Source organism: Paenibacillus sp. FSL H7-0714 (assembly GCF_038003765.1).
Lineage (GTDB): Bacteria > Bacillota > Bacilli > Paenibacillales > Paenibacillaceae > Paenibacillus_AQ.
This window is the reverse complement of the sequence record NZ_JBBOPT010000001.1, coordinates 5,938,482-5,951,778: the sequence shown is the minus strand read 5'-3', so window position 1 is coordinate 5,951,778 and position 13,297 is coordinate 5,938,482. Positions and strand designations below refer to the sequence as shown.

Below are 13,297 nucleotides of genomic sequence, written 5' to 3'. Positions count from 1 at the left end.
GAGGATTATGAACAATAATGAATTTATTATGCCTACCCCCCCATTACCTCTTACACCTCCGGAGGAAGAAAAGCTGCGTGGTCGTCTGAGTGGTTTTAAGGGTGGTTATGACGAGGGCTATTTACGGGGGCGCCTTGCGATCCTGAATGGTCGGTCTGAAGAAGTATTTCCTGTACGGAATATTCATGTCATGTATGTCGCTTCTGGCAAAGGCTACCCGTACTCTCCTTTAGATGATGCGGTTCTTTGCGCACTGCAAAAATTAACAGCTCAAGTCACGATTACGGATGTGCGTCAAAATCTAGTAGAGCTGGCTGCAACGCAAAGACCGGATCTGGTATTGGTGCTAGACGGTATGGATTTACCTCTTGAGCAGATCGATGCTCTACGCACTAGTGGCATTCGGACAGCTATTTGGCTTACTGATGATCCTTATTACACTGACTTTACGGTCAAGATTGTGGCTCACTACGATTTTGTATTCACACTTGAACGTAATTGTATTGATTTCTATCGGGGACTTGGTTGCCCTGAGGTCCATTATCTCCCTTTTGCTGCTCACCTGGAGCATTACCGTCCTACTACAACACGTTCGTCAGTCAATCGGGAAGTTAGCTTTATTGGCTCCGCCTATTGGAACCGGGTCAACTTCTTCCGTGAGATTCTCCCGGACCTGATGAACTATAACACGGTGATTAACGGAATCTGGTGGGATCGTCTGCCTGAGGCTCCGCTCTACGGTGACCGTATTGAAATTGGCAAATGGATGTCCCCACAAGAGACGGCGGTAGCTTACAGCGGCTCCAAAATCGTCATTAACCTCCACCGCTCGCACATTGATGAAGTAGTTAACAACAATACGCTCTCGATTCCCGCCGTTTCTCCGAATCCACGTACCTTTGAAATTGCAGCAACGGGCACGTTGCAATTAGTAGATGCCAGAGATGATATGGGATCTTTTTACAAACCGGATGAAGAAATTGTGACCTTTGCGAGTCCTCAGGAAATGATGGATAAGATCCGTTATTACTTAACCCATGAGGAGGAACGCCGGGCAATCGCGCTGCGTGCTTTTGAACGGACGCTCAAGGATCACACTTACGCAAAACGTATTCACCAGATGCTAACAGTAATCTACGGCTAGACTTTGGCCCAAACTGGATATGGAAATGTGCGCTTAGCAGGGGACAGGTGTCGTGCCGGCATCTGTTTTTCCTCGATATACTGTAGAACCGGACCTCAGCGTATGCCTGTAACCTGATGAAAAGAAGCTGATGGAGCGGCTTGGATAGCTGAGCGGAGGCGAAGGTGGGTTATGGGCTGAGAGGGCGAGGCTCAGGCTAAGCAAATGCTTCCGAAGCGAGTTTTACTACGAAGTAAGAAACTTGAGCAACGCTTCGTAAAACTAAGCGAATGCTTCCGAAGCGAGTTTTACTGCGAAGTAAGAAACTTGAGCAACGCTTCGTAAAACAAAGCGGATGCTTTCGAAGCGAGTTTTACTGCGAAGTAAGAAACTTGAGCAACGCTTCGTAAAACTAAGCGGATGCTTCCGAAGCGAGTTTTACTACGGAGTAAGAAACTTGAGCAACGCTTCGTAAAACTTTTAGGGAGGTGAATGGCTGCTCCAGGCCCTCGTTAGGGAGCGCCGAAACGCCATGGCTGATAAAGCTACAATCGTCCTCTTTTCACATGTATCTAATACACGCAGTATTACCGGAGCGGAGAAGCTGTTGTTGTTTTTCGCTCAGGAGCTTTCTCCGTACTTTAATTGTATTCTCGTTGCACCACAGGACGGCAAGCTGACTGCTCAGGCTCGAAGCTTCGGAATAAGTGTACAGTTGCTCTCGATTCCTCTTTTATATGGAATGTACACTCCTTATGCAGGGCTCGAGGCAGATGCTCGTAAATTCCAGGAAAGCAGGGAGTACCACGAGTTAACAGACTGGCTGACCTCTCTGCGCCCGGCGTTTATTATTACAAGTACCTGTGTCCATGCTTTGCCAGCAATGGCTGCCAAGTCACTGGGCATTCCGGTGGTATGGAAAATATCAGAGACGATAACAGACAATGAATATACACCCATTAGTGTAGGGCTGATTCATCGGAATAGTGATGAGATTCTTGCTATTTCACAAACGGCAGCAGCTTGCTTTCCAGAGGAAGTAAGAGCGGAGAAAGTGATTCAGCTTCCCCCTTCTTGGAATGACAAAGAGATGATGATTGAGGCTTGGAGCAAGCTTCGGGGCGAACGACGGCGAGAGCTAAAGATTAAACCGCAGGAGCAGCTGGTCGGTTATATTTCTTCCTTTATTAATAAGGAAAAAGGATTGGAACATTTTGTGAAAATGGCTGTGCTTGTGTACGCGGTCCATCCTAGTGCGAAATTTGTTGTCATAGGTTCAGCTGGTGACAAAAGCTACTATGATCGCTGTGTCCGCAAGGTAAAGCTCGAGGGTCTGTATACCCGATTTAAATTTGTTGGTTATGCTGAATGCCTTCCATCTGCTTATTGCGCTATGGATGTGCTGGTTGTTCCCAGCCTGATCCGCGAAGGCTTTGGAATGACCGCTTTGGAAGGAATGGCTTTTGGAAAGCCTGTGGTCGCTTACGACTCCGGGGGCTTGCGGGAAATCCTGCACTCAGCAGGCTGCGGCGAAAATCTCGTGCCCGCGTCGGACATTTCCGCGCTGGCCGAAAGAGTCAACGTTATGCTGGCGCAGCCGGGACTGGCGATAACCATAGGCGCCCAAGCGCGGGAGCGAGTCGACGCCGTTTATGGTCCGGCGGCTTATCGGAGCCGCCTACAGGGTCTTGCGGAGATGTGGAGCCTCCGCTATTGCAGCGCACCGCCGGTGCGCGAGGCTGACAGCGTGGTGGAACTACCCGCTGTCCTGCCTGAATTGCCCGCTGCGTCGCCGGCTTTGCCGCGAAGCAAGGGCCTGCCGAGCCGCGTCGCCCGCAAGCGACGCGGCAAAGCCCGGGCGCGCCGGCGAAGCGGGCGCCCGTTGGTTTTACGCCGCGCTGCTCGCAAGCGGCGTAAGGGTTCTGCCCGGCGGCGGAGCACCGCCGGGGGCAAGCGCCGCCGAGCCCGCCGGGGTGGGCGGCGGCGCGCTGCGTAAGTGCCTCGCTTGCCGCGAAGGTGGCAAGCTGAGCGGAAAGAGGGGCATTTATGCCCCAGATTATCGCGAATTCGGCTAAACGTGCAAAAAGAGGGGTATAAATGCCCCAGATTGTCGCGAATTCGGCTAAACGTGCAAAAAGAGGGGTATAAATGCCCCAGATTGTCGCGAATTCGGCTAAACGAGCAAAATGAGCGGTATAAATCCCGCAAATTGCCGCGATTCCAGCCGGAACCGCCAAATGAGCGGTATAAATCCCGCAAATTGCTGCGATTCCAGCCGGAACCGCCAAATGAGCGGTATAAATCCCGCAAATTGCTGCAATTCCATCCGGAACCGCCAAATAAGCGGTATAAATCCCGCAAATTGCCGCGATTCCAGCCGGAACCGCCAAATGAGCGGTATAAATCCCGCAGATTATCGCGAATTCGGCTAAACGTGCAAAAAGAGGGGTATAAATGCCCCAGATTGTCGCGAATTCGGCTAAAAGAGCGAAAAGAGGGGGAGAAATGCCCCAGATTGCCGCGAATCCGACCGAAACCGCCAAATAAACGGTAAAAATCCCGCAGATTGTCCCAATCTGCTATTCTACCAATCCTGCTAAAAGCCCAACCCGCGCTTCTAGCAGTCTCAGTCCACCCGACTGAGCCAAGTCAGACCATCATCAAACAGGCAGGGGAGTGAACTCATGAAGATCATGACGATTTTAGGCACGAGGCCTGAAATCATCCGCCTCAGTGTTATCATTCCGCTTCTCGACGAACATGCTGAGCGGCACATCCTGGTGCATACCGGCCAGAACTTCACCGCCAGTCTCAGCGGCATTTTCTTTGCAGAGCTGGGACTGCGGGCGCCGGATTATGTGCTGCAGGATAAGCAAGCAGGACTCGGCGGCCAGCTTGCCGCCATGTTCGGAGGGCTAGAGAGCATTTTACAGAAAGAACAACCAGACCGTGTCTTACTTCTGGGGGATACGAATAGCGCGTTATGCGCGATTTTGGCCGAACGAATGGGTATTCCGGTGGTGCATATGGAGGCAGGCAACCGTTGCTATGACCTAAAAGTGCCCGAAGAGAAAAACCGCCGTGTCATAGATGCCGTTTCGACCATTAATATGCCATATACACAGCAGAGCAAAAGACACCTAATCAGCGAAGGCTTCCCAAGCAGACGTATTGTGTTAACAGGAAATCCGATTCATGAGGTCATGACTCATTTTGAACCGAAAATCCAGGCTAGCAGCATTCTGGAGCAGCTGAATCTTACCTCAGGGCAGTATTTCCTTGTAACAGCACATCGTGCAGAGAATGTAGATGATCCAGAGTCCCTTGTACAAATTATGTCAGGTCTTAACGCAGTGGCTGAGCATTTTGGAATTCGTTTAATATGCAGCATTCATCCTCGCACTCGCTCCAAACTAACTGAGCAATTTTCTCTTCCAATGAACCCTCTCGTTGAATTTCATGAGCCCTTCGGATTTTTTGATTTTGTTTATTTGGAACAGCACGCCTTGTGTGCCATCACCGACAGTGGGACCGTACAGGAGGAATGCTGCTTGATGAAAGTACCAACCGTTACGATTCGCAGAACAACAGAGCGTCCCGAAACGGTAGATTGCGGAAGTAACGTGGTGTCAGGTGTTGACCAGAAAAGTATTCTACGTAGCGTCAAGCTGATGGCGGCGCTCCGTCGGGATTGGGAGGCTCCGGAAGGTTACTTGACTCCGGATGTTTCGGTAAAGGTAGTTAAATTTTTGCTTGGAGGGAACCTGCATGTTCAATAATAAACGGATTGTGGTCACAGGCGGCACCGGTTCCTGGGGGCATGAGCTGATTAGGCAACTTCTGCCGCAAAATCCTAAGGAAATTATCGTATTCTCCCGCAGTGAGTCCGCTCAGGTGGCGATGAGCCGGGAGTTCGAGGATCAACGACTCAGCTTTATCATTGGCGATATCCGTGACAAGGATGCGCTGGTCGCCGCGTGCCGTGGCGTTGATTATATCTTCCATTTGGCGGCGCTCAAACATGTTCCGGTCTGTGAGGATCAGCCGTATGAAGCGCTCAAAACCAATGTTGTAGGCACTCAGAATGTAATCGAAGCAGCCATTGTGAATGGCGTTGAGAAAGCCATTTACATTTCTACGGATAAGGCTGCAAACCCGTCGAACTTCTATGGGATGACCAAAGCGATTGGAGAAAAGCTGTTCGTCTATGCCAATCTGATAGGCTCAAACACTCGTTTTGTAACCGTACGTGGAGGAAATGTGCTCGGAACGAACGGCAGCGTCGTACATTTGTTCATGAAGCAGATCAAGGACAAGGGACAGGTACGTATTACCGATATGAAAATGACCCGCTTCTTTTTCACACTACGCGATGCGATTACGTTGTTATTTAAAGCTTCTGAGGTTAGCTTAGGTGGAGAAATCTTTGTCATGACGATGCCTACTTGCCGGATTATCGACCTGGCTGAGGTGTTAATCGAGGCCTCTGGAGAGCCGAATGTAAGTATTATCGAGACCGGAATTCGTCCGGGGGAGAAAATACACGAGATTCTAATGAGCGATTTCGAAAGCTTAACAACCGTTGTCTACGATGAACAGTATCTAGTGATTCTCCCTACGCTGAACATGCCGGAGTTAAAGGCACATTATAGCGCTTATCCTCATGTCTCTTTTAATAGTTTCAGCTCCGAGACGAATCTAATGGATCAGGAAGAGATCAAAAGCATCTTGATTCGAGGAGGTTTCCTGCAATGAAGCTGCTTATCCTTGGTGGAAACGGTATGGCGGGGCATATGCTGGCGGATTATTTCCGCCGCCAGGGCAAGCATCACGTCTTCCATACAACCCGGGATAAGAGCGATCTTGGCGGGCTGTATGTAGATGCGAACGATATAGCCGGAGTAGAGAAGCTGGTCGATATCGTCTCCCCTCATTGCATCATTAATGCGATGGGGGTACTCAATCAATTCGCAGAACGTGACAAAATAGGGGCTTACCACGTGAATGGCTTTCTTCCTCACCACTTGTGGCGGATGGCGGAAGCTGTTCATGCAAGACTTATTCATATCAGTACCGACTGCGTGTTTGAAGGAACACGCGGGGGGTACACAGAAGAGGATGTTCCTGATGGAACCTCTGCCTATGCGATTTCGAAAAGTCTTGGCGAGGTGCGGCAACCTGGGCATCTTACGATCCGGACTTCGATTATTGGTCCGGAAATCCGCCCAGACGGCATTGGTTTGATGGATTGGTTTCTGGCACAGCGTGGTCAAGTGTCAGGATACCGCCGGGTGATGTGGAACGGAGTCACTACACTCCAATTAGCTAAGGCAATGGATACGCTGCTGGATTCCACGGTATCGGGGCTGATCCATTTAGCGCATCCGAAGCCGGTAAGTAAGTATGAGCTGCTTCAGCATATTCAGGCTGTTTTTCATAAAGAGGATGTGGAAATCATCCCTGAGGATGAACATGTTCAAGATCGAACATTAGTGAATACAAGAACGGATGTTAATTTACCGTTGCCTTCGTACCCATTGATGCTGCAAGAACTGGCTGACTGGATGAAACAGTCAGAGATGTCCCCATGAAAGGTCAAAAACTACTGATTACCGGGGCAGCCGGATTCACCGGTCGACATGCCGTTCATTTGTTCTTGGCAGGAGGCGCTGAGGTTACTGCTGTGGTGCGTCCGCCATCCACAGCGGGTGCCCTAGCTTCCGCTTTGTTTCCAGAAGGAGTGAAGGTTTATTACTGTGATTTAAGCAATCGGAAGGCCGTAGCTGAGATGATCAAGGAAACTACACCGGAGGCTGTCCTTCATTTGGCAGGAAACAACTCGGTGCCCGAGTCTTGGCGTAACCCTTTGCTCTTTATGGAGACGAATGTGATGGCAACGTTATATTTGTTAGAAGCCATGCGAAGTCTACCTACCAGTCGAATTCTTGTAGCAGGCTCGCGACTTAAATTCAAACCGGGTGTGGTGGCAGGACCCCCACACCCATATAGCCTCAGCAAAACAATAGAAGAGCTGGTGTCTCTGGCTTGGGGGACGCTGTTTAAACAGCCCGTTCTGCTGGCTGAGCCCTGCAACCTAATCGGTCCCGGTCCTTCTACTGGTTTCTGCTCTTTATTGGCACAGCATATTGTTCGTAGTGAAGTACATGCAGGCGAAGAAATCCCTCCCTTTAAACTTTCATCTCGCTATGCATTACGTGATTTTTTGGATGTACGCGATGCTGTAAGAGCTTATGACTTTATATTGCGCGAAGGTACTAATGGAACCATTTATCAAATCGACTCAGGGACACAACGGCAACTTGGGGATATTGCGGAGCAACTGATAAGCCGCTCCAGTGCTTCAATTCCGATGGACTGGGGACCAGCACAAGCTGCTCTCTCTATTCCGGTTAACGGAGTGGCGGGGGATAAACTAATAACTTCAGATGCCTCTGCAACACCTGAAGACAATGTATCTTCACTGGGCTGGAAGCCGGGAATTGAGTTTAGTCAGTCCTTAACAGATATTTTGGACTATTGCCGCGTGAACTGGGAAGGACGGATGTTATGAGACCGAAAGTATCGGTAGTGATTCCTTTTTATAACTGCCCTTATATAGAACATGCCTTGCAAAGTGTGCTTTCACAGTCTTGGGAGCCATACGAGATCATCGTCGTCGATGACGGCTCGACCGTTCACACAGATCTGATTAGACCGTATTTTCCGCGAATTCATTATTTAGGGAAAAGTAACGGAGGAACCGCCTCTGCACTGAATCACGGCATCTTGCATGCAAGCGGAGACTATGTGGCCTGGCTCAGCTCAGATGACTTATTCTATCGAGACAAAATCAATAATCAGGTGCTGTTCATGGAGCAGAACAACCTGTTCATCTCTTATACCAACTTCAATTTTATTAACGGTCAATCTCAACTAGTTCAGATGAACGCATCGTTATTGTTTCCTAGTCACCTCGATTATTTACGTTGTTTTTTACAGGGGAACCCTATTAATGGCTGCACGGTGATGTTCAAACGAGAGGTATTTGGAGCGATTGGGTTTTTTGATGAGTCACTTCCCTATACACATGACTATGATTTATGGTACCGCGCGATTCTAAACGGGTATGCACCTGTGATGCTGAATCAGTCACTCACCGCTTACCGTAATCATGAAGGGATGGGGACGCTTAAATATTACGATGTCATTATGGCAGAGGCAGCTGCAACCAACGCTCGCTACAAGGGTCCGCTCCAACACTTGATCTCTTCGATGGGGGGGTAAGAAGTTATGTACCGGGAAATTGAAGTGAATGACTTTCTACCAATCTTATTGGAGCAGTTGAAATTCTGTGAAAGTATACTGGATATCGGCAGCGGCACTGGTACCCTGCTTGAACGGTATGAAGCCGCAGTTGTCCTAGGACTAGAAATTCACAGACCTTACCTACTGCATCGTGAATATAAATCACCTCACATTATTCCAGTGCATGGGGATGCTAGTCATATGGATAAATTATTTCTTGCTAAGACGTTCTCGGCAGTCACTTTTATCGACTCCATAGAACACTTTGAAAGGAAAGAAGGACAGAGATTACTCGGGATGGCCGAGAGAATCGCCTATAATCGTGTAGTTGTATTTACACCTCGGGGTTTTTTTCCGCAGGAGGGAACGGACCATTATCACTTGCAAGGAGAACATTATCAAAAGCATCGGAGCGGATGGGAGCCGGAGGACTTTATGGAGCTGGGGTATGCTGTAACTGTACTTAAAGGCTTTCATCATGCTCAAAACCCATCGTTTCGTGAGGCGTATGGCGAAGGCCATGCTCCGGTAGATGCCTTATTGGCTTGCAAAACAGTATAAAGAGCGAGCTTCAGGTGAAGGAGGTGAGCGCATGAGTGAAGAACCTAAAGTGTCAGTGATCATTCCTTTTTATAACTGTCCATATGTGGATCTCGCCATCCAAAGCGTCTTGGAACAAAGTTATTCGAACATAGAGATCATTGTAATCGATGATGGATCTACTCTTTGGATGGAAAAGCTTGAGCCCTTCAGGGATAAGATTATTTATATACGAAAAAGCAATGGAGGAACCGCCTCCGCGCTAAACAGAGGGATAGGAGTGGCTACCGGAACTTATTTTGCCTGGCTAAGTGCTGACGATTTATTTCATCCGAATAAAATCAATCACCAGATGCAAATGCTCAAGAGCACAGATACTTTGTTTAATTATACAGCCTATTATTATGTAAACGAGCAGGGTGAGCGGATTTCAGAGACGATAAGTATGATTTTTGACAGCAGGGCACAGTTTATTGAGACCATGATGATAGGCTGTCCGGTGAATGGAAGTACGGTTCTTCTCCATATGGATATCTTCCGCACAGTAGGGAAATTTAATGAGAAATTGTTGTATACACAAGATTATGATCTATGGCTGCGTATTTTGCCGTATTATACATGGTCTTTTATAGAGGAACCGCTGCTTGATTACCGAGTTCATAACGAAATGGGCTCAGTGATTCACAAAGAGGAGCAGAAAAAGGAGATTGAGCAGGTACAAGCAAGACATCGCCGGGTTCTATCACGCTTGTTGCAAAAGGAGAGAAGGAAATGAAATTAATATTTCCTGTTCTAACTCTAACTAGGGGCGGAGCGCAGCGTATGCTCACGGAGCTGGCTAATCGTCTGACAGAAATGGGTCATGAAGTGACGATCCTCTTACCCAGTGATGGTGTCGTAGAATACGAGATGAAATGTAAACTGATCTATGCAAAAGAAGGAGAACTGGCAGCAAGCGATTTTCCTGCAGGAGATGTGATTATCTCCAACTTCTATACCACAGTCGAGGTATCACAGCGGGCAAGTGAAGAGGGGAAAGGCATTCATGTTCGATTGGCGCTTTGTTATGAGCCTACCTTTTTACCTGACAATAGCCGTTCTTTTTCATCGTATAATATTGCATCCAACCTACTGGTTCTATCACACTGGCAACAAGGAATTGTCCAGATGAACCATGGGATTAAAGGGAGAATCGTACCGATCGGGGTAGGTCCTGTTTTTAAAAATACGAAAATCCGTGATCGTAATAAAAGGCTGGTAATTTCCGCGATTATGCGCAAACCAGAGGGCGGATTCTCAGCTCACCGTGAGCAGGATTATTTACTTCGGCAATTAAACAAGGTTAAAGCCCACCATCCAGAGGTTGAAATATATTTAATTTCTCCTCCCGGAGAACAAGCGGAATCTGCAACGCTACAAGCCCTAGTGAACGACGAACGTTACCAAATAAGAACTCCAGCGAATGATACAGAACTTTGTTTCCACTATAGTGAGAGCGACATTTTCGTAAGTTCGAGTACGTATGATACAGGTTCGTTACCAGGGATCGAGGCTATGCGTTGTGGTGCAGCGCTCGTTACGGTTTACGCCGGTGGGAATAAGGAATATTGTACACATGGTCATAACTGTTTGATGTCCTACCGGTTTGAGAATCGGCTTGCAGATGACATTATAACCTTAATCAGAGACCCGTCTTTACGCCGACGATTGGCTCGTAAGGGGGAAGAGGTTTCACAGGATTTCACTTGGGAAAAAAGTACACGAATATTTCAAAATATGTTATTTGAGATTGTATCAAGGAATCCATTTTAGTATGTCCCAAAATTATAAAAGAACCTTCAAATCCACAAAAAAGTGGTTTGAAGGTTCTTTTGCAGTTAGAAGATGGCAAAGGAGTTCATCATTTCACGAAAAGACTGCGCATATTTTTCCGTACCGTAACGTGAAACCATATAATTTCTTCCTTGCTGGCGGAGTGCATTTCGCATTGGCATATTGTTCATTAGCTCTAGCCCTTCATTGACGGCCGTTTGGATGTTGCCAAGAGGATAAAATTTACCTGAAATATTATGCACAATAAAAGATCTAACGCCGTCGGAATCCGTGCTAAGTACGGGACAAGTGCAGCAAATGGCTTCCGCAACGGCATATCCAAATCCCTCTGTAACCGAGGTGGATAACAGAAACCCACCAGAATTGGCTATCGAGGAATAATAAATCGGCATCACATGATTTGGAATATTGGTAAAGGTACTCAGACGGTCATTCAGACCTAAGGTTTGCAATTCTTCTTGGAAGAGCTGCTTTTGATCCTCTGTGGCTAATTCAGGATCATGAAACATCCATAAATGAAGGTTTGGTTTGTGAAGGCGAATTTGATGGGCAATTCTCAAATATTCGCGCCAATTTTTGTTGCTTTCCAGACGCCCGACCCAAGCGATGACCGGATCAGCGGGAGGTTCAGCAGGGATGTGCTGAAAGGACTGAACATCAACAATATTGGGAATGACATACCGATGTAGCCATGGACAGATTTCAATAAACAGCTCCAGTAAATGATCCGTTGGTGGGATTAAGACAGCGTTACAGTAGGAGCGGAAATAAGGAATAGCGTCTTTGATTAGATCTTCCGCATGACTCCGTTTTCCAAGTCCTTGAGATTCGTATATCAAAATACCGCCATAACCGAGCTCACGCAGACGCTTGAGCAATAAATAATCGGATGTAACAATAATGGCATCATAGTTATGTGTCTCAAGTACTTCTTTAATCTCCTCATCTATAGAGGAAATGAAGACCGGAAAGTTAGCCTTATTCTGGCTTCCTGAACCAGGCATTAGATATAAAACATGACATTCGATCCCATTACGCTGGAGACTCTCGCACCGCAGCTTATTTAAAGTTTCCACCCCGCCACTCGGTATATAAAACGTGAATAAAACTTTCATGCACGTGCCTCCTGACTTTTGCGGAGCAATACCGACTCGTTGAAATACGGCTTACTGTTTATAAGATACGCCGATGTGCATTCGCAGGTGACGGTAAACAGTCATAGTTCCAAATCCTTTCAGGATAGCTTGTTCTTCGGAAGGTCATGCTAACGACTGTTACGCTGCACACATACAACAATAGAGATGGAGGATGAATTCATGATGCGATCCAAGATCAGCATGTCAGTCTCAGCCGCATTACTTCTAGGCTTGGTGAGTATTACAGGGTGTGGGACGAACACGGCAGAAAAGACTAATGTGCAAACTAATAGTGTCCGGGGGGTAAATGACGGACGTATCGGTGTAAACTCCGTGCGCGGAGGAACAATGGGTACGCATAATATTACTAAAATGGAGGTCAGTCAGGATCTTGCTGATCGTATTGCTGCTATGCCTGAAGTTCGCACTGCGAACGTAATGCTTGCAGGTAAAAATGCGTATGTCGCCGTAACGTTACATGATACAACTACTGGTCTTCGGGCCAAAGGTACTACATCTTATCGAGCCAAATCGTCTACAGTTCCTCACAATTATGGACCGACTGGAGTAATGTCGGGTACAGGAAGAGTGAAAATAGGACGCGATGGAATGAATGATACAGGGGCCGTAACGAATGGAACGAACGGAGCTCTGAGAGGCACTGTGAATACAGTCCCTGGTACAACAAGCACTGGACCTGCAACACTTGGCATGGGTACTCACAGAAATGGAACAACCGGAATGGGAAGTCTGGGAACAGGTACAGGTAAAGGTACAGGAACGACTGGGACAAGAACCCATACTTATAATAATGGACCTCTGCTGAATAGCAACGGTTCGAAACATGATGTCAATATGGGAATGGGTATTGGTAACGGAATGGGCATGGGAACCAGAAATACAACCGGAACCGGGACCGGAATGACAGATGGTTTGGGGACTGGAATGGGTATTCGCAGTACCACTCCAAACTACACCAATAGTACGCATGGTACGAATTACAGAAGTAATTCCACACACATGAACAGTACTCATTCGACTCACATGAACAGTACAAATAACACTATGAATATGAAAGAAACAGATACAGTAACTAAAGAAATTAAAGCGAAAATCGCTGCTGAAGTTAAAAAACATGATGCAACGATTAAGGATGTATATGTATCAGCAAACCCAGACTTTGTAGAGCGTGTTAACGTTTATGCAGAAGAGGCCCGTGCGGGTCATCCAATCAAGGGTTTTGTGGATGAATTCCGAACGATGGTTGAGCGAATTTTCCCGACGCGTAATTATTAATCAATAGTTCGATTTTATAAACCAAAAAAAGCAACAGTCCTCACCTTTGTGGCGAGAATTGTTG

13 protein-coding genes are annotated in these 13,297 nt (G+C 47.3%); 11 read left to right on the top strand and 2 right to left on the bottom strand.

Annotated elements, in window-relative coordinates:
- Window positions 1-28 precede the first annotated feature (28 nt).
- Window positions 29-1,144, top strand: a complete 1,116-nt coding sequence (locus NST34_RS26735; RefSeq protein ID WP_341129601.1) for a CgeB family protein — start codon at window positions 29-31, stop codon at window positions 1,142-1,144.
- Between the two features lie 511 nt (window positions 1,145-1,655).
- Window positions 1,656-3,119, top strand: a complete 1,464-nt coding sequence (locus NST34_RS26730; protein WP_076285975.1) for a glycosyltransferase family 4 protein — start codon at window positions 1,656-1,658, stop codon at window positions 3,117-3,119.
- A 177-nt stretch (window positions 3,120-3,296) separates the two neighbouring features.
- Here NST34_RS26730 and NST34_RS26725 read toward each other — a convergent pair whose 3' ends face one another.
- On the bottom strand, window positions 3,297-3,449 hold the full coding sequence (locus tag NST34_RS26725) for a hypothetical protein (RefSeq protein ID WP_341129113.1): 153 nt from the start codon (window positions 3,447-3,449) through the stop codon (window positions 3,297-3,299).
- A gap of 358 nt (window positions 3,450-3,807) precedes the next feature.
- Between NST34_RS26725 and wecB the strand changes: the two genes are divergently transcribed.
- From wecB to NST34_RS26685, 8 genes are read left to right on the top strand one after another with little or no spacing between them, the layout of a single operon-like run.
- Window positions 3,808-4,902 (top strand): non-hydrolyzing UDP-N-acetylglucosamine 2-epimerase, encoded by a 1,095-nt coding sequence (gene wecB, locus NST34_RS26720; RefSeq protein WP_076285976.1) that lies wholly within the window; start codon window positions 3,808-3,810, stop codon window positions 4,900-4,902.
- Window positions 4,892-5,878 carry a polysaccharide biosynthesis protein gene (locus NST34_RS26715; protein ID WP_076285977.1) on the top strand — a complete coding sequence of 329 codons (987 nt, stop codon included), beginning with the start codon at window positions 4,892-4,894 and terminating at the stop codon, window positions 5,876-5,878. Before wecB ends, NST34_RS26715 begins: the two co-directional genes overlap by 11 nt.
- Window positions 5,875-6,714, top strand: coding sequence for a dTDP-4-dehydrorhamnose reductase family protein (locus NST34_RS26710; RefSeq protein ID WP_341129112.1), 840 nt, complete (start codon window positions 5,875-5,877; stop codon window positions 6,712-6,714). Before NST34_RS26715 ends, NST34_RS26710 begins: the two co-directional genes overlap by 4 nt.
- Window positions 6,711-7,694 (top strand): NAD-dependent epimerase/dehydratase family protein, encoded by a 984-nt coding sequence (locus NST34_RS26705; protein ID WP_042191474.1) that lies wholly within the window; start codon window positions 6,711-6,713, stop codon window positions 7,692-7,694. Before NST34_RS26710 ends, NST34_RS26705 begins: the two co-directional genes overlap by 4 nt.
- Complete coding sequence (locus NST34_RS26700; RefSeq protein WP_341129111.1) at window positions 7,691-8,407, top strand: glycosyltransferase; 717 nt, start codon at window positions 7,691-7,693, stop codon at window positions 8,405-8,407. Before NST34_RS26705 ends, NST34_RS26700 begins: the two co-directional genes overlap by 4 nt.
- A gap of 6 nt (window positions 8,408-8,413) precedes the next feature.
- Window positions 8,414-8,989 carry a class I SAM-dependent methyltransferase gene (locus NST34_RS26695; protein WP_341129110.1) on the top strand — a complete coding sequence of 192 codons (576 nt, stop codon included), beginning with the start codon at window positions 8,414-8,416 and terminating at the stop codon, window positions 8,987-8,989.
- Window positions 8,990-9,020: 31 nt separating this feature from the next.
- Complete coding sequence (locus NST34_RS26690) at window positions 9,021-9,743, top strand: glycosyltransferase (protein WP_341129109.1); 723 nt, start codon at window positions 9,021-9,023, stop codon at window positions 9,741-9,743.
- The gene (locus NST34_RS26685; RefSeq protein ID WP_076285982.1) at window positions 9,740-10,780 is read left to right on the top strand and encodes a glycosyltransferase family 4 protein; all 1,041 of its coding nucleotides are present in this window, start codon (window positions 9,740-9,742) and stop codon (window positions 10,778-10,780) included. The genes NST34_RS26690 and NST34_RS26685 overlap by 4 nt, the downstream gene beginning before the upstream one ends.
- Before the next feature lie 65 nt (window positions 10,781-10,845).
- Here NST34_RS26685 and NST34_RS26680 read toward each other — a convergent pair whose 3' ends face one another.
- Window positions 10,846-11,916: a glycosyltransferase family 4 protein gene (locus tag NST34_RS26680; RefSeq protein WP_042191464.1), complete on the bottom strand. Its 1,071-nt coding sequence runs from the start codon at window positions 11,914-11,916 to the stop codon at window positions 10,846-10,848.
- Window positions 11,917-12,117: 201 nt separating this feature from the next.
- Here NST34_RS26680 and NST34_RS26675 point away from each other — a divergent pair, with 201 nt between their 5' ends.
- A complete protein-coding gene (locus tag NST34_RS26675) occupies window positions 12,118-13,233 on the top strand; it encodes a YhcN/YlaJ family sporulation lipoprotein (RefSeq protein ID WP_341129108.1) in 1,116 nt (371 codons plus the stop codon).
- Window positions 13,234-13,297 lie beyond the last annotated feature (64 nt).